The 15,783-nt window shown below is 62.7% G+C and carries 15 protein-coding genes; 1 reads left to right on the top strand and 14 read right to left on the bottom strand.

The features are described from left to right. Nucleotides 1–75 precede the first annotated feature (75 nt). The 13 genes from Q0330_RS06910 to pyrF all read right to left on the bottom strand — a co-directional run bounded on the left by Q0330_RS06910 (nt 76) and on the right by pyrF (nt 14,233). Nucleotides 76–1,122: a toprim domain-containing protein gene (locus tag Q0330_RS06910; RefSeq protein WP_299476425.1), complete on the bottom strand. Its 1,047-nt coding sequence runs from the start codon at nt 1,120–1,122 to the stop codon at nt 76–78. Then, nucleotides 1,119–5,516, bottom strand: coding sequence for a strawberry notch-like NTP hydrolase domain-containing protein (locus Q0330_RS06905; RefSeq protein ID WP_299476422.1), 4,398 nt, complete (start codon nt 5,514–5,516; stop codon nt 1,119–1,121). Before Q0330_RS06905 ends, Q0330_RS06910 begins: the two co-directional genes overlap by 4 nt. Before the next feature lie 126 nt (nt 5,517–5,642). Then, nucleotides 5,643–5,942, bottom strand: coding sequence for a type II toxin-antitoxin system RelE/ParE family toxin (locus Q0330_RS06900; protein ID WP_299476418.1), 300 nt, complete (start codon nt 5,940–5,942; stop codon nt 5,643–5,645). Next, on the bottom strand, nt 5,935–6,207 hold the full coding sequence (locus tag Q0330_RS06895) for a type II toxin-antitoxin system ParD family antitoxin (RefSeq protein WP_299476416.1): 273 nt from the start codon (nt 6,205–6,207) through the stop codon (nt 5,935–5,937). The genes Q0330_RS06900 and Q0330_RS06895 overlap by 8 nt, the downstream gene beginning before the upstream one ends. A gap of 29 nt (nt 6,208–6,236) precedes the next feature. Next, the gene (locus tag Q0330_RS06890) at nt 6,237–6,881 is read right to left on the bottom strand and encodes a hypothetical protein (protein ID WP_299476413.1); all 645 of its coding nucleotides are present in this window, start codon (nt 6,879–6,881) and stop codon (nt 6,237–6,239) included. 105 nt (nt 6,882–6,986) lie between these two features. Further along, nucleotides 6,987–7,463, bottom strand: a complete 477-nt coding sequence (locus tag Q0330_RS06885; RefSeq protein WP_299476411.1) for a hypothetical protein — start codon at nt 7,461–7,463, stop codon at nt 6,987–6,989. A 1-nt stretch (nt 7,464) separates the two neighbouring features. Further along, nucleotides 7,465–7,848 (bottom strand): DUF6878 family protein, encoded by a 384-nt coding sequence (locus tag Q0330_RS06880; protein ID WP_299476408.1) that lies wholly within the window; start codon nt 7,846–7,848, stop codon nt 7,465–7,467. A 77-nt stretch (nt 7,849–7,925) separates the two neighbouring features. Beyond that, on the bottom strand, nt 7,926–8,222 hold the full coding sequence (locus Q0330_RS06875; protein ID WP_299476405.1) for a hypothetical protein: 297 nt from the start codon (nt 8,220–8,222) through the stop codon (nt 7,926–7,928). Between the two features lie 116 nt (nt 8,223–8,338). Continuing rightward, nucleotides 8,339–8,719: a DUF3768 domain-containing protein gene (locus Q0330_RS06870; RefSeq protein ID WP_299476402.1), complete on the bottom strand. Its 381-nt coding sequence runs from the start codon at nt 8,717–8,719 to the stop codon at nt 8,339–8,341. A gap of 126 nt (nt 8,720–8,845) precedes the next feature. Continuing rightward, nucleotides 8,846–11,017 (bottom strand): ParB/RepB/Spo0J family partition protein, encoded by a 2,172-nt coding sequence (locus Q0330_RS06865; protein ID WP_299476399.1) that lies wholly within the window; start codon nt 11,015–11,017, stop codon nt 8,846–8,848. Nucleotides 11,018–11,258: 241 nt separating this feature from the next. Continuing rightward, nucleotides 11,259–11,951, bottom strand: coding sequence for a class I SAM-dependent methyltransferase (locus Q0330_RS06860; RefSeq protein ID WP_299476396.1), 693 nt, complete (start codon nt 11,949–11,951; stop codon nt 11,259–11,261). Between the two features lie 91 nt (nt 11,952–12,042). Next, nucleotides 12,043–13,317 (bottom strand): metallophosphoesterase, encoded by a 1,275-nt coding sequence (locus Q0330_RS06855; protein ID WP_299476393.1) that lies wholly within the window; start codon nt 13,315–13,317, stop codon nt 12,043–12,045. Between the two features lie 52 nt (nt 13,318–13,369). Continuing rightward, nucleotides 13,370–14,233, bottom strand: coding sequence for an orotidine-5'-phosphate decarboxylase (gene pyrF / locus Q0330_RS06850; RefSeq protein WP_299476389.1), 864 nt, complete (start codon nt 14,231–14,233; stop codon nt 13,370–13,372). 101 nt (nt 14,234–14,334) lie between these two features. Here pyrF and Q0330_RS06845 point away from each other — a divergent pair, with 101 nt between their 5' ends. Beyond that, nucleotides 14,335–15,249 (top strand): LysR substrate-binding domain-containing protein, encoded by a 915-nt coding sequence (locus Q0330_RS06845; RefSeq protein ID WP_299476386.1) that lies wholly within the window; start codon nt 14,335–14,337, stop codon nt 15,247–15,249. Here the strand turns inward: Q0330_RS06845 and Q0330_RS19220 are convergent. Beyond that, nucleotides 15,193–15,375 (bottom strand): transposase domain-containing protein, encoded by a 183-nt coding sequence (locus tag Q0330_RS19220; protein WP_366518313.1) that lies wholly within the window; start codon nt 15,373–15,375, stop codon nt 15,193–15,195. The two genes, Q0330_RS06845 and Q0330_RS19220, sit on opposite strands and share 57 nt — an antisense overlap. Nucleotides 15,376–15,783: the final 408 nt, after the last annotated feature.

Below are 15,783 nucleotides of genomic sequence, written 5' to 3'. Positions count from 1 at the left end.
CCCCTTATCCAAACGGGATCAGATCGAGCCCGCGGAACCTTTGCCCCCTCAGGCATCACGAGAGGAGCCTGGCGCTCATCCGTCCTCGATCTCCAGACCTTGCGCTTTCATGGAATTGAGCAGGGACCGGCGTAACGCCTCTCTGCCAAATGCCCGCAGATCGTCGTTGAAATCGCCCATGTTTGGCACGAGATCACCATAGACAATTCCAAGTGATGCCAGTTGGTTACGCAATCTCATGGATGCATTGTGACCAGCTTCGTCATTGTCCCGTGCGATCCAAATACGCTTGACGCCCGGCGGCGGGATGAAGAGGCCGAGGTGGGTGGCAGTGAGACAGGAGGCGAGGTCAAACTCCAGCAGCGCCGTGCCGACCGAGAGGGTATTCTCGAGACCTTCGCCGACGATGAGGTCGGTGCGAGAAGTGCCGGACCAAAAGCGGATTGCATCGCCTTGCAGCTGTCCGAGGATCCGCTTCGGGCTCTCGATCGTGGCCAACCCGCCGGTAGACGGGTCGAGATAGGAGCGTGCGCAGCCGGTGATCTGACCCCGATTGTTGGTGATCTTTGCGAGCAGGGCAGGGACCCTTTGCGGTGGATCAATATCGTCCTCGCTTTGCCGCAGGAAGACCCGCGGGTGATAGCGGAGGGCCGGACCAAGCCGTGTGATGCTGCGCCCTTGCAGATAGGTGGCGGCCAAGGTGCCAAGAACCGGCTTGCCAGCGGCAAAGAGCTTGCGCGCCCGCGCAATGCGTTTGCTGGAGGCAGCATCGGGGCGCTCAGCCCTCTGGGTTTCACGAGGTAAGGAAGGGCAGGGGGCCTCGCCGAGAAAGGACCGGGCCTCCCTCAGCGTCTCCTTGAGCGTCACGGACCCAAGCCGTTCCTGCAGCAGGTCGATCAGGTCGCCATATTCACCCGTCGCATAGTCGGTCCAGGACCCAGCCTTGCGCCCACCCTGCGCCTGAAGTCGGATGGCGAGGCTCTTGCCCTTCGCGCCTGAGGTATCCCCGACCTGCCAATAATTGCCCTGCTTGCGTCCCTCGGGGAAATACTGGCGGCAGAAACTCTCGGCTCGGTCTGCCAGATCGGCCGAGAGGTCTGCGATGCTGCGCCGCGCGCTCATACGGCGGCATCCGCGGCGTTGGCGCCAACCGGATGTTCGGTGAGCAGTCGAGCCAGGACCTCGGTGGCATCCACCGGGATAAACACCCGCGTCTTCCACTGGATCACCTCGGTGAAACAACCCATCGCTTTCAGACGGGGCAGGGCCGCGCCCGACGCGCCGACCAGCTCAAGTCTCGGCTGCCCCATGACCAGCGACCGGCGCAGCTGGTAGGCCCCAAGGAGGCTCAGGGTCGTTCGCGCCTCCATCACTGCGGCGATGACCTCTTGCGGCGTCATCGTGATCTGACAATCAAGCCCGAGCCGCGCATAGACATTGAGAAGCTGCTCCTGGCTGACCAGACGGCCGATGGCGCGTTCCCCATCCTCGGTCTGCAGGCGATAGATGCGCATGTTGTCGGCGGGCAGCCGGTCCCAGATCGGCAGGAGCAACCCGCAGATCAGCGTGATTTTTGACGTCGTGAACTCCGGCACCGCCTCGACCTCAATCTGCCAGAGCTGCTCGAACATCGCATCATCGATCTCTTCCCAGTGTGATTTCGAGAACTCGGTGAGGGCGAGAATCTCAGTCGCCATGGGCCGCAGGAGCTTCACCCGAAGCATCGGCACGCCGTCCTCATCCATGAAGGCCGGTGCCTTCACCATCAGCGCCGCGCGTTTGGAGGAGGAGTTCCAGCACAGCGTCGCGCCCTTCGTATCTGCGCAGATGGATTTGACCCGGGGCAGGGTGAGCGGATCGTTGCGATCGGTGCGCTCAACGGTCAGGGCGGTGGCCGTCGCCCCCGTCGCCTCATGTTCGAAGATGACCTTACGATCGGTGATCTCGAATTTCTCCGCGCGCAGGGTCTCAAGGCCGACGTCCAGCGTGCCAGCCTGGCGCGCGTCCTCGATGATGGCCGAGAGAAACCGGCCGAAGGCATCAAAAATTGCGTCCTGCATGTCGATGCGGAGCGCGAGACAGCGGTTCAGGAACTGCTGGATCGGCGGCAGGTTTTCTTTCATGGTGCCATCCGCCTCATCGAGCGTCAGCCCGGTCATCTCCTGGAACCTCGCATAAGAACAGGCCTCGATCTTGCCCGCGCGCAGCTTGTAGAAGAACTGGCGCAGCGCCGCGCGTGCGTAAGGGCTCTCGAGGTTGTCCTCGGCACGGAACATGTTCTGACCGCCGGTCTCGCGCTGCCCCTTGGTGATCGCCCCGAGCGTGTCGAGGCGGCGGGCGATGGTGGAGAGAAACCGCTTCTCGCCCTTCACATTGGTGGCGACGGGTCGAAACAGCGGCGGCTGCGCCTGATTGGTGCGATTGGTGCGCCCCAGTCCCTGGATGGCGTTGTCGGCCTTCCAGCCGGGCTCAAGAAGGTAGTGCACCCTGAGGCGCTGGTTCTTGGCTCCGAGATCAGCATGGTAGCTGCGCCCGGTGCCACCGGCATCGGAGAAGATCAGGATGCGCTTGGCGTCATCCATGAAGGCTTGAGTTTCGCCGAGGTTAGAAGAGGCAGGGCGGTTCTCGACCTTGAGCCGCCCTTGCTGCGTTTTCACGATGCGCCTCTTGCGTCCGGTGACCTCGGCGACCGCATCGCCCCCGAAATGCCAAAGGATCTGGTCGAGGGCACCCTGTACTGGGGCGAGAGCACCGAGATGCTCGACAAGCTCGTCCCGCCGCCGCTCCGCCTCGCGGCAAATGATGTGATTGCCATCGCCATCGACGGCCGGGCGCGAGCGCAGATCCCCGCTCTCGTCGGTGTAAGGCTCGAAGAGCTGCGTCGGGAAGCTATGCATCAGGTAGTCCATGATGTTCTCGCGCGGCGTAAAATCGACCTGCAGATCGTTCCACTCCGAGGGTGGGATCTCTTCGAGCCGGCGCTCCATCACTGCCTCGCTGGTCGAAACCACCTGGATCACCGCCGAATGGCCCGCCGCGAGGTCCGCTTCGATGGCGCGGATCAGCGAGGGGCATTTCATGGCGGTGATGAGATGGTTGAAGAAGCGCTGCTTGTTGCTCTCGAAGGCCGAGCGTGCGGCAGATTTTGCCTGAGGGTTCAGCGTACCGGTCTCGGAGGTGATACCAGCAGCCTGCAATGCCGCCTCGAGATGGGTGTGAATGATCTGGTAGGCATCGGCATAGCTGTCATAGATCGCGACCTGTGCGGGCGTCAGGTCGTGCACCAGCATCTCATATTCGACCCCGGCATAGGAAAGCGAACGTGCGAGATAGAGCCCGAGCGCCTTCAGGTCGCGCGAGATCATCTCCATTGCGGCAATGCCCCCGGCCTCCATCGCGGCGACAAACTCTGCCCGCGTCACGAAAGGGAAATCTCCGGTGCCCCAGAGGCCGAGGCGGGAGGCATAGGCGAGATTGCCGACCACAGTGGCGCCGGTGGCCGAGACATAGAGGACGCGGGCATCTGGCACGGCATTCTGCAGCGTGAGGCCGGCGAGACCTTGCTGGGACGCCTTCTTGTCGCCGCGGTCGGACTTTTCTCCGGCGGCGTTGGCCATGGCGTGACTTTCGTCGAAGGCGATGACCCCGTCGAATGCTTCGCCAAGCCAGGATGTCACCTGGTCGAGGCGCGAAGCCTTCCCCTCACGTTCTGCCGAGCGCAGCGTGGCATAGGTGACGAAGAGGATGCCTTCGGGCAAGCGGATGTCGCTCCCCTGGCGGAATTTCGACAGCGGCACGATATCGCTTTCACGCCCCCCGAGGGCCATCCAGTCGCGCCGCGCATCTTCGATGAGCTTGTCGCTCTTCGAGACCCAAACGGCCCGACGGCGCCCCTGCAACCAACTGTCGAGGATGATACCTGCGACCTGCCGTCCCTTGCCGCAGCCCGTGCCATCGCCTAGGAACCAGCCCTTGCGCAGACGGAAAGCGCCCTCGTCGCCTTCAGACGCTGCCATCAGCCGACCTTCGATCTCGCCGCGCTTGAACCAGCCCTTCAGGTGCGTCTCGTGGGCATTGCCCGCATAGATGACGCTTTCCAGCTGCGGCGCGGAAAGGAGGCCGTCGGCGACAAGGGACTTCGGCAGGAGCGGACGGTAAGTCGGCACAGGCGGCTGGACCGAGGCCATGGCGGCGGATTGCACCAACGCGGTGGGATGCGCCGCCACACCGTCGATCCGGATCGCCTGCAAGTCATAGGCCTCGTAGACCGTATCCTGCAACGCGCCCTCGGGTTCGCTCCAGGCTTTCGGAAGGTAGTCGAGGGGCGCGGGCTCGATACTGTCGAACGGATGTTTGGCGCGTTCCTCGGCAAGGGCGCGGGTTTCGCGGCGCGCGGCGTTGCGCAGGGCGTTCAAGTTGGTGCGGGGCGGGCGAGACGGAACCGACAGGGCCGAACTCGTCGGGCAGGGCCGGGGACTCTGGCGCTCGGGGCAATGGGTGAGCACTGCGGTGAGAAGATCGGCCGTGGTCACGCAGATTGGATGATAGGCGGCCGCGATGTCGACCGGTGAGGTCTCTTCAGCGCCAGAGGCACGCTTGTCGATTACCGTCAGCCGCGTGTCGATCGTGGTCCCATGCCGCGAAAAGACTTTGCCGTCGATCGCTGCGGAAAACACCATGTCTGCACACGAGGCGATGCGCTGAAACGTCGACTGAAAACTCTTGGTGGAAGGGCGAAAACTCTCGCCGGTGATGACAACGAGACGCCCACCGGGCACGAGGCGAGCAAGGGCAGACAGAACATGCTTGCTGGTGGCCTGCCGGAACTGACCCTCGACATGGTTCGCAGCCGAAAACGGCGGGTTCATCACGATGACCGAAGGGGTGAGCGACCGATCGAGACGGTCGTCGATCGAGGCAGCATCGTGATCCGAGACCACCGCGTCCGGAAACAACTGTCCCAGCAAGGCGCGGCGAGTTTCTGCAAGTTCATTCAGCGCCAACTGCGCACCCGCAATTCGGGCAAAGATCGCCAACATGCCGGTGCCCGCCGAGGGTTCCAGCACCAGGTCGCCCCCGCGAAACCCCGCCGCTTGCGCGATAATGGCCGCAAGGGGCAAAGGGGTTGAGAACTGTTGCAAGCGCACACTGTCCTCAGAGCGTCGTGTGTGGGAGGGGGCCAAGGTGGCGAGACGTTCGATCATGGTGAGGAAGGCTTGCGGCGTGGCCGCCTGCCGCTGCATCAGCGCACCGTAGCGCGTAAGCATCAGGATCTGGGCGACCTCTGCGGCCTCATAGGCGTCCTTCCAGACCCAGGCACCGCTGGTGTCACTTGCGCCGAAAGCCTCCTCCATCGCGGCGCGCAGGGCAGCGGCGTCGATGGGGCGGCCCGCCTCGAACAAAGGGACAAGGGAAGAAGCAGCCTGCATTAGGTGTTGGGCGAAGCCCGAGGCCTCTCGCAAGGCAGGGGCTTCGGGCTCGGCGGCAAGCTGGACGGAATGGGGGTGAGCGTTCATCGGCAATCTCCGGGGTTGAGGGTTGGCCCCGAGCCCCGCGCGCACTCTCTCACCCGGGAGGGGTCACCACTCCCGCCCTGCCTCTTGCTCTTTCATGGCAAAGCCCCGGCGCGTCTTTGGCCGGTGTCAGGCCGTCCGCAGATGGCGCGGCACGTCCATGGATTGATGAAGGACCCGGATCACGAAGATCTTGTCTGGGTCCACCTCGTAGAACACGAGGTGCCGACCCGTGATCAGTTTGCGCGCACCCTGCAGGAGGTCGGAGCAGTCCGATCCCATTTGCGGGTTGGCGATGAGCCCCTTCAGAGCACGCTCGATGTCGTCGAGATAGCGGTCCGCTTGCACCCCGCCCCACTGTCGGTCTGTCTCGACCCAGATGTCGACTAGATCGGATTTTGCCGCCTGGGAGTAATGGATTTCACGCATCAGAAGCGCCGGAGCGGCTCCGCGCTTCGCGCTTGATTGCGTCCATGTCGAGCGGGCCAGCATCACCGGATTGCTTGCCCTCCATCAACGCAACGCGAAGCCGCGCCCGCTGGCCTTCCTGCTCTTCCATCAGGCGCAAAGAGGCGCGGATCAACTCGCTGGTTGACCCGTAGCGCCCCTCCTTCAGCATCAGGGCGATGAATTCGTCCCAATGGGGGCCAAGTGTGACGCTTGTGCTCGCCATGCTCATCTCCGAAATACGCATGAATAAGATATATGAGTATCACGCGCGTTTCAACTCGGGGGCGGGCTTGCGCCCTGTTCGGCGGCGATGGGTCTGTGTACGTCTCGCAAGATCAGCTGGTCCACAAACGCCCGCGCCTCGGACAGGCAGTCCAGCTCATAGCGCCCGAAGAAGCCCCAGCAGGCGTCGAGCTCCTCGCCATCACGTTCGATGACATAGCCATAGACCCGCCCGGCAAGATAGGCATCATAGCTGACGATTTCGTCGCGCAGGACGTCTGCCACCTTGTCGCGCAGCGCTTTGGTGACTCGTTTCACGCCGAACTCTTTTCGGATTGCCTCGAGCGTCACGTAGACAAAACCGACCTGGCCGGAATCCCACGGGCAGTGGAACCCGATGGTGTTCATCGTGAGACCGGAATGGTCATAGAGAAACACGGGCAAGATGATTGCCTTGCGCTCGGCGAGCTCGCGCAACTGCGCCATCGAGAGATCGCTCTGATCCGAGACATCGGCGAGATCGCGCAGGAACGCTTCGGGGCTGTCGAACCGGTGGCTGTTGCCCAGCCGATAGCGTCGATGCCAGCAGATCAGCGTGCCGAGGTTGGGCCACTCCCGTGGGCTTTCTGCGTCGGGGTCGTGGAAGATTTTGATGGTATGGCCTTGGTAGGCCTCCTCAAAGACAGGGTGGTGCATGTCGATGTCCTTTCTTGAAACGAAATCGACCCGCCAGGCCGGTTAAGGCACATGCGGGTCGATCTGGGCGTGGTCATGTGGTTGGCGAGTTTGCCGCCCGGCGGATCAGGCGGCGGCGCGGTTCTGGCGATGCTGGACGTGCTCGACCGAGACCATGAGATGCCAATCTTCGAAGCCAAGAATGGTTTGGTGATTGGCAACCGCCTCGACCCAGACGGCGCGAGGATCGCTGCCGATCTGCGTCGGATCGTTGTCGATCCGGCCATTGGCCATCCAAGGTTCCGGCTGAATCCGCCCGAGCCAGTCCGCCAGCGACGGAATGCGCCCCTGGCAGTCCTCGCGCACATGCTGCTCGCCGATCCAACGGATCGGGACGACACGCCCCGCGCTGTTGGTTAAGCTGCGACCGAACTGACGCTCGGCCTCGAAGATCCCGACCGTATGGTGTTTTTGGGCTCTGTGTACGAAGAGGCCAAGATGCTCTTTGGATGAGTCAAACCAGTCATGCACGAACTGATAATCATCTGGAACACCACCGAATTTTCGGGCCGAGCTTTCGGCGTGGTGGAGAGGATGTGCCATGTCAGAGCCCCTCATGTTCGGTGGTGTCGGTCTCGATATAACGGTTCGAATGACTGACATCGATCTTGTCCGTCTCAAGTGACCAGGTCAGTTCGCCATAGCCGCCTTCGTTGTTCTCGAAGCCGGGGCTCAGCGCATAGGCAAAGTCCCAACCGAAATCTTCAACCCGGCGCCGCAGGTCTTCTGTCAGGGTAATCGTGTCAGGCGTCACGACGACCTCCTCGACATTGCCGGAATCGCCATAGCCTTCGTATTGCACTTCGATGCCGGTCACGCCGAGGGCGCGCAACTCGGAGAGAAGGGCAGCGCGGGTTACAACCCGCTGTTCGGCCGCACGTCTCTGAGATTCGAGCATCTGCGCGTAGAAATCAGTCTCTTGTGTCATGTCTTTGATCCTTTGAAATTGAGGAAAGGGGAGGGCGACCTTTACGCGGGGTCGCCCAGGAAGTTTCCTGCGGGGCTTCAGGCCGCAGCGTCGCCGCGCTGCTCAGCCGTCCGGTCAACGAGGTTGAAATAGAGGTTCTCGGTCGCGCGCTTGAACCCCGGCGGTTTGCGCGGTGCGAGGCAGCGCACCGAGGCGCTGCAGCCGATCCCATGCTCCATCGCGAACTGCGTCACCTTGTCGATCAGGTCATCCATGCCCGCGGCCTGGATGCGCTTTTCGGGGTAGTTCGCCATCATCTGAAACTGGGTTACAACAAACGCGCCATCGCGATGCGCAGGGTAGAGGGTGATCTGGTAGTCGAGCGTCTTGGCCATTTCTGGTCTCCTGCGGCAGGCGGGGCGCGACCATCGCAACCCTTGGAACCCGCCAGCGCGAAAGGACCGCCCTTTGTGCAAGGGCGATCCGGGGTGGTGAGTGGGGATTGGAGCCGTCAGTATTCCGACGGCAGAAGCAGGGTCAGAACCCGGCGCGTCTGTTCGGGGTCCGAAGGTTCAGGCGAGCCATATTGGTAGTCGACGTCGTACAAATCGATCTTGAACCAGACCGTGGTCCCATCGAGGTCGATGACCCCCATCTCGTGCCAGCCATGGGGGTCGCTGCCGGCGTTGAACGCGTCAAACGCGGCAACGCGGCGCGATAGCTCCAGTTGGGCGTCAGGCCCAAGCCCCGCGACGGCGTGTGTCATCACAAACTGGCCCTTCGGTGCATCATCGAGGGGCGTATTTCCGAGGATGGAGCGGCGGAACGCGTCGTTCTGCACGGCGATCAATGCGGCTTCCCGCACAGGGTCAAGGTCGAGTGTGGTGGTCATGGGATGTCTCCGGGACGGGCCAGCCGATCCGCTATCGACTGTAGGCAACCCGTCAGCCGGAAAGGGCCGCCCTCGATGTGAGGACGGCCCAAGGCACATGTCGTGATCAGACTGGTATTCGCATCGTCAGGCTGCATCGCCGCTGAGGAAGGCGGGCAAGGACGACGGCTCTTCGCTCTCGGCATCGGTCAGAGTATCTTCGGCGGAGACATCCCCGTCCTCGGCCCCGGGCGCATCGTTGCCCAAGTCGGTACCGGCCTCCGTCCCACGGACAAACACCATCCCGTCAGGCAGCCAGCGCGTCGTCCTGGCAACCGTTGCGGCGTCGAAGCCTTCCGTCTCACCTGCGGTTTCCGTGAAAGCCCGCTCCATCGCGGCGGCGAGATCACCTTTGCGCTCGCGATTGCGATCCTCGGCGTAGTCGTCGCCGATGAGCTTGCGCGCCGTAGCCACCGCATGCCCTTTGTTGACCCAGCCCCAGTAGTTCTGGGCAGTCGGACGCCAGCAGGCCGCCACATCGACATCAAGCCGCGCGCCGATCTCCTCGATGATCGGGGAAGGACGATTGTCGGAGGAAAGCTGGGGTTTGACCGCGAGACCCGTCGCCCAGGCAAAGAGCGCTTGCTTGTCCGCAATTGGCAGTGCCGACATCGCCCGGAAGTCTTCAGGTTTCTCGAGCTTCATCCAGTCCGTGGCAAGGTCCTGTTCCAGCGCCTCGAGCATCTTCTGGGCGACGGTATCGGCATGCAGCACCTCGCGATTTTGCGCCTGGAAGGGACGGATCGAGATGTCGAGCGCCTCGTTGTTGTAGGACCGCCCCAGAGCCTGCTCGCAGAGCGCATAGAGCATCGCGTCAAACGCCACGTCGAAATCCGCCGCCAGATGCGCCCGCAAGATGTGCTGGCGCGTGGCACGCAGATCGTCGGCCAGGCTCGCCGAAATCCCATCCGCCTTGCGCAAGGTCGCGGCAGGGTCGGAGGCCGGCACCGGCGTTGAGGAGGTCGGCGGCGTCACATATGGCCGGGCAGGGGAGGAGGCCCCACCTGAGTCTGCGGTGGGCTCGTCGGGCTCGGGCGCGGCGGGAATATCCTCGGGTCGCACCAAGCCTTTCTCGACGCGCAACGCTCCGTCATGGCCGATGGTCAGAACGACACCGGCGATTGCCCGGTCTTCTTCCGCGTAGGGCTGCCGGTCGCGCTGCAAGGCTTCGATCTCGCGCAGGCGCGGCTTGATGGCGTAATATTCTTCGGTCTCGGCGTCCGTCCAGTCCTCACCGTCATTCTGCGCCGCCAGGTCTTCTTCGCGCGCGATGAGACGCTCCTCCTCAGCAAGAAGGTCCGCATCGGGTTCGACATCCTGCGGATAGACCCGTCCGAAACTGCGAAACGCACCGTAATCCACCGAGAGGTGCACCTCGACCCATTTCCACGTCCCTTCGAAGGGTTTGGCCGCGGCCTGCAGCTTCTCGATGGCGAGGCGTTCCAGAAGGTCAGGGTTTTCCATATGGGCGCTGGCGCGGTCGTCGAAGAGATCACGCAGCAGAACCCCGCCCGCAGCCTCATAGGCCTCGATGCCGACAAAACGCCCCAAGGCCGAGTTCGCTGAATACGCTGTCTCGGTCAATTGGCGTTTGATGCTTTGCGGATGGATGTGATAGCCGCCCTTCACTGCGTTCCAGACCGCCAACTGGCGATCATGATCGTCGGTCAGGGTGAACGCCATCACGCATTCGAGGGTCAGGTCGCCGGCACGGAACTGCTCGATGATCTCGGGCGCGACACGGGCGAGTTTGAGCCGACGGCGCACCAAGTCGACCGAGACGCCAAACTTCAGCGCGATCTCGTCTTCACTGCGACCCTCGGCGATCATCTTCTCAAAGGCCTCGAACTGGTCAGCGGGGTGCATTGCCGCGCGCTGGAGGTTTTCTGTCGCGGAGGTGAGGATGGCATTGCGCTCGTCCTCGACGAGGCAAGGCACCGGGTGGTCCGCAGGAATCACGCCGTCTTCGGCCAGCTGCTTCAGCGCCCTAAGACGACGCCCGCCGGCATCGACGGCAAACCGCGTCTCTGATAGCGCGTGCACCACGAGGTTCTGCTTGATACCCGTCTCGCGAATGCTGGCGAGAAGCTCGGCGTCATCGGAGGCGCTTGCCGCAACCTTGCGCACGTTGAGCGCGCTCGGTTCCAGTTGATTGAGCGGAATCATCCGGATGTCGGCGGCGCCGTCAGGCGTGGCCGATCCGGCGGCTTCGGTCTTCTTTTCGGTGGAGGGTTTCGGTCGGGTCGTAGTCTTGGCCATGGTCGGCTTCCTTGTCGCGCCGGACCCGGATGAGCCTCTCTCTATCCTTTCAAGCCCGGCACCCGGGCTTCCCTTTCTCTGGCACTAACAAAGCTAGTCCCTCATCCTTGGAAAGAGTGGCTAAGAACTCCAAGTCACCGATCGCATTCGCAATGAGATGAACTTACGGGGAGGTCCGAATATTCAACTTCAAGGATATCTTTCAGAGTAGTGGAGCGGCGAAAAGCACTCGGCGGCAAGATCAGTTGCGGCCGCTGAGAACACCAAACCGCCATGCCTTGAAGCTGCAATCCACGTCGGAAAATCCGGCATCACTAAGCCATTTCAACTGACTGCCAACTGGAGCACACTTGTCGTAGGACATGCGCTCCCGGGCCTTTTCAATTTCCTGCTCTGTGACGCCGAGTTCACGAATCTGCTCAAGCCAGACGCGCGAGTAGCGGTCGTCCGCCGTCGGGTTCGGACCGGCCACCTGCTCGGCGTTTACGAATAACCCTCCAGGTTTTAAGGCTCGGCGAATGCGGCGAAACAGATCGCGCTTCTTCTCGTCGGGCAAATGGTGAATAGCCAGCGCCGAAATCACGAGATTCCATTTTTCGTCGCCGAGGTCGGCTTCGGCCATATCGTCTACACGATATTCAATCCGATCGCCCGTAGGAAAGCGACTGCGCGCCCGCTCGAGCATGTCCGCAGCCCCATCGAGCAAGCATAACCGTCCGACCGAGCACCGTGCCGACACCATCGCCGAGAACAAGCCCGTTCCCGCACCCAAGTCGAGCACTTCGATTTCTTCGACAGCCTGCCATTCCTCGATGAGCTTCAATGCCGTGCCATAGAAGTCATCGAAACAGGGGATCAGTCGCCTGCGCAGATCATCGTAACCCTCGGCATCGCGGTTGAACAGCTTGGACGACGGCACTTCTGGTCTGCTCATATGGCACTCCTGAACACAAGGCCGGACGATCCTTCATTGGATTGGCTGCCCGACAGGGAAGCTCCACATGGCGCTCGGCGGCTATTGCGTATCATCCCTTTGCAACTTCAAGACTGGTTCCTGTGAATCGACATTGGCCCACGGTGTCCTGGGCAACAGACCATTCGTCTGGCCAGCCAAGGCGTTCCAGGCCCCATGCCGACGATGTCTTCAGTGAAGTCCAGGTGCCGCCATGCCCGCGAAGCATGATCCCTCCAGGGCCCATTCCTGAGTGCAACGCAAGGTGCAGGTCGAAGGCGGCACCGATTTCAGGACCGAACCAGTAATGCGGGCTGCGACCGGACAGAGGTTGCAGGGTGACGGTCAGGCGGCGTTTTTCTCCGGATAGGCCGATCCAAAGCGAATCGTGATCGCCCCCCTTGGACTGTGCAGCTAGAAAGGTCTGCCTTCGGCCGTCAACCTGGTCTTCCATCGTTCCGTTGATGTGCAGATGAAGGACTTGGTTTTCGCCGCGAATTCGGGCGGACGCTCGACCATGCGGAAGGGGCGTCCGCCAATCCGGCAGTCGCATTGGCCAGACAAGCTGTTCCCGCGCTTCCCCGGCAGTACCCAGCACCTGATAGCGGAGACCGCCGCCATCGATGGCCATTTGCACGGCATGAAGATATTCGATCTCTTCCGGCATCCGGTGCGCGGTACCCGCCCCCGCGGAAGTGATCTGAAGAACCCCGTCATGCACCTGGGCATCGAAGGCGAGGATGTGGCTGCAAAGGTAAACCAGGACCCCATTGTCGCGCAGGATGCCCCAGAACGGCCCGACGTGTTCGTCACCGATTGTGCGTGCGTAGGGGCCAGCATAGCCATTGACGGGAAAGGCGGGGTGATGACCGACGACGAATTTCCACCTTGCATGGGCATTTGCCTTCAGGGTTTCGTCGAGCCATTCGGTCTCGACATGGCCTTCGCCGCCCAGTCGCGACCAGGCTGTATGAACGAAAACCAGAAGCAGGTCATCCCGGCGGACGAAATAGGACAGGCGCTTCTGTCCGTCCGGCCCATTCGCGGGCAAGTGCGGGAGCATTTCCGCGAAAACCGCCTCGCTCTCGGCACTGTAGGTCGTGTGATTGCCGGTTGCGTTGAACAACGGGATCCTGGTCCGGTCGAGCCAGGCCATTTCCTCGTTCAGCCAATACCGCCACTGCGCGCGCAGCGCGGCCATATCGTTTGTCAGGCCAATCACCTCATCGCCCGGAAAGACGATGAACTCGGGTGCGGGCGACAACCGCTTGACCACCTCGTTGACCGCCCGGTGGCTGCGTTCGTGTGGCGCACCGGGCACGCCGGAACAACTGTCGCCGTAGAACACGAACTGATGGCCCGGACCACTTGGAATAAGGGCGGGTATTCGGTTCGTCATGTCAGGCCGACGCTCCCGCCTGAGCAGTGTCCCAGATCGACCAGGCGGCGTCCCGATAGCGTTTGATCGCGTCACGCAAGTGGGTGCGGTCGGGGCCATGGCGCAGGATGCCTCGGGATATCGTCGGGACGATGCGGCCGCGCACTGCACCGAATTTCCGCACAACGTCCGACATCTCCGCGCCTTGCGCTCCCAGGCCGGGTGCCAGGATCAGGGACCGTGGCAGCCGTTTCACGATGGTGGTGTCCTCTTCCGTAAGGGTCGACCCGATAACTGAACCGACAGGACCAATGTCACCGCCGATTGAGGCGTTGTGCGCAGTAATCTCGTCGGCCAACGCTTCGGCAACGGAGCGTCCGTCCGACAGCCGCGCGGTCTGGAGAAGCCGCGCGCCCGGATTGGTCGAGCGGACCACCACGAAGACGCCGCCGCCAGTCACCTGCGCGCGGCTGATCACGGGTTCCAGCGTCTCGAAGCCCAGATAGGGGTTGAGAGTCACGGCATCCGCACCCAACCCGTCGGTGCTTTCGAAGATCGCGGCTGCGTAGCCCTCCATCGTGCTTGCGATGTCGCCGCGCTTGGCGTCGACGAGGCAGAGCGCCCCCTGGGCACGAATTTGCGCCACCGCCGCCGCGGCTTCGGCGTATCCAGCCGAGCCATGGCGTTCGAAGAAGGCCATCTGAGGCTTCATCATCGGAACGAGTTCGACGGCGGCGTCCAAGACGATCCCGCAGAACCTCCGCACGCCCTCTGCGTCATCAGACAGGCCCCAATGATCGAGCAGTTCAGCAGAAGGGTCGATACCGAGGCAGAGCGGGGAGCGCTCGCGCGCAAGAGCGATGAAGCGGTGGGCGAAAGGGATCATGGTGCGTCCTTCGGATTTGGGGTTGCCGTCCCGGTGAGCTAGCCGCGTTGCGCCATATCCGGCAATCGACTAAACAGGCGCAAGCTGTGAGCTGAGGTCACATGAAGAGACGCCAACTTCCTTCCCTGAACGCACTACGGGCGTTCGAGGCCTACGCCCGGTCCGGCTCAATGGTGCTGGCTTCCGAGGAACTCTGCGTCACCCACGGTGCGATCAGCCGTCAGATCAAGGCGCTGGAATGCGCTCTGGGAACGGAGCTTCTGACCGGGCCGCGTCACGCATTGCGGCTGACGAAGGCCGGGCGGAACCTCGCCGATGCGCTTCGGGACGGGTTCGACCGGATTGCGGCGGGTCTGCCCAGGTCGGACGAAGACGAGGAGCTTGTCATTTCCGTGCCGGCGACATTTGCGATGAAGTGGCTCATTCCGCGTCTCGCCGGGTTCACGGAGCAGCACCCAGATATCCGGGTCCATATTGCTGAAACCAGCTCGTCAGACAGCCTTTTTGGGGGCGAGGATGGCGCCCTAGCCGCGATCCGCCTCTGCGAGGGCCCACCGCCCGCCGGAGTCACCGCGACAGCGTTCCTCGATCACGCCTATGGCCCGGTGATCGCGCCCGCGTTGTTCGAGGCTGACGGTCGCACCCCGGAACGGATGCTGCGCAGGGCGCGCTTGAGCAGCGAGACCTTTCCGCACGGATGGGATCAATGGGCGGCGGAGACCGGTGTGACCCTGTCGGAGCCGTCGCAGACGCGTAGCTTCGAACACAACACCTACCTGCTGGAGGCGGTCGCCGGAGGGCTCGGCATCGCGGTGACTGCCTGGGCCTTCGCGCAGGCTGACATCGATGCGGGCCGCCTTGTGGCCCCATGGGGTTTCCGCCAACTTCCGGCGCGGTTCAACTTTTTGCGCCCGTCTCGAGCAGGACATCCCGGTGCGGTGCGGGTGGCAAGTTGGCTGTTACGGGAAGGCCGGCGAACTGACCCTCCGCCGGTCGCTTTGATAGAGTCTATGTAAGCGGTGTGACCACTGGTTCCAAGGCAGCATGTCGTACGCGCGGGTAGTCTTGTAGACTGGGATGCCCGCGATGGTGTCGGCAAACCAGATCTGGAGATCGCCGCCGTTGAGCTTTGCGGTCTCGATCAGGGTATAGGCGACCGACGCGGTAGGTTCTCCGGCAGAGCGGTCACACCCAGCGCTCTTATGTCCTTCGTCAAGTGCCGAGGCGAGCGAAGGCGTCTGGCGGTGGAGAGCGCCATTCTCGAAGTGATAGTGCGCATGGGGGTGGGGACGCGGCTCGGGACGTTGGTGAACAAGCTCTGATGCGCGGGTCGGAACCGCATGTCCATATATTCTTCCGGGGCTGGTCCTCTCTTACAACGGGCGTCGGCGTTGCCGGCCACAAAGCGCTAACGGCAATTCCCCTGTCGTTGCCGCGCCCCCGCCGCCATGCGCGGTAATACGGTCTGGCTTTCTTCGGATCAGACTTCCATCGGTTCCGTCCGGGCAATGGCCCACATGAAGCCGACCAGTTCCCGCACCGCCGCGCCT

This window comes from uncultured Paracoccus sp., assembly GCF_937873615.1.
Classification (GTDB): domain Bacteria; phylum Pseudomonadota; class Alphaproteobacteria; order Rhodobacterales; family Rhodobacteraceae; genus Paracoccus.
The sequence above is the reverse complement of the archived record's forward strand: the minus strand, read 5'-3'. Positions and strand labels throughout refer to the sequence as shown.

Excerpts from the sequence above, each read along its gene's own strand:
- Q0330_RS06910 (WP_299476425.1), bottom strand. The coding sequence starts at position 1,122 with ATGAGCGCGCGGCGCAGCATCGCAGACCTCTCGGCCGATCTGGCAGAC.
- Q0330_RS06905 (WP_299476422.1), bottom strand. The coding sequence starts at position 5,516 with ATGAACGCTCACCCCCATTCCGTCCAGCTTGCCGCCGAGCCCGAAGCC.
- Q0330_RS06900 (WP_299476418.1), bottom strand. The coding sequence starts at position 5,942 with ATGCGTGAAATCCATTACTCCCAGGCGGCAAAATCCGATCTAGTCGAC.
- Q0330_RS06895 (WP_299476416.1), bottom strand. The coding sequence starts at position 6,207 with ATGCGTATTTCGGAGATGAGCATGGCGAGCACAAGCGTCACACTTGGC.
- Q0330_RS06890 (WP_299476413.1), bottom strand. The coding sequence starts at position 6,881 with ATGCACCACCCTGTCTTTGAGGAGGCCTACCAAGGCCATACCATCAAA.
- Q0330_RS06885 (WP_299476411.1), bottom strand. The coding sequence starts at position 7,463 with ATGGCACATCCTCTCCACCACGCCGAAAGCTCGGCCCGAAAATTCGGT.
- Q0330_RS06880 (WP_299476408.1), bottom strand. The coding sequence starts at position 7,848 with ATGACACAAGAGACTGATTTCTACGCGCAGATGCTCGAATCTCAGAGA.
- Q0330_RS06875 (WP_299476405.1), bottom strand. The coding sequence starts at position 8,222 with ATGGCCAAGACGCTCGACTACCAGATCACCCTCTACCCTGCGCATCGC.
- Q0330_RS06870 (WP_299476402.1), bottom strand. The coding sequence starts at position 8,719 with ATGACCACCACACTCGACCTTGACCCTGTGCGGGAAGCCGCATTGATC.
- Q0330_RS06865 (WP_299476399.1), bottom strand. The coding sequence starts at position 11,017 with ATGGCCAAGACTACGACCCGACCGAAACCCTCCACCGAAAAGAAGACC.
- Q0330_RS06860 (WP_299476396.1), bottom strand. The coding sequence starts at position 11,951 with ATGAGCAGACCAGAAGTGCCGTCGTCCAAGCTGTTCAACCGCGATGCC.
- pyrF (WP_299476389.1), bottom strand. The coding sequence starts at position 14,233 with ATGATCCCTTTCGCCCACCGCTTCATCGCTCTTGCGCGCGAGCGCTCC.
- Q0330_RS06845 (WP_299476386.1), top strand. The coding sequence starts at position 14,335 with ATGAAGAGACGCCAACTTCCTTCCCTGAACGCACTACGGGCGTTCGAG.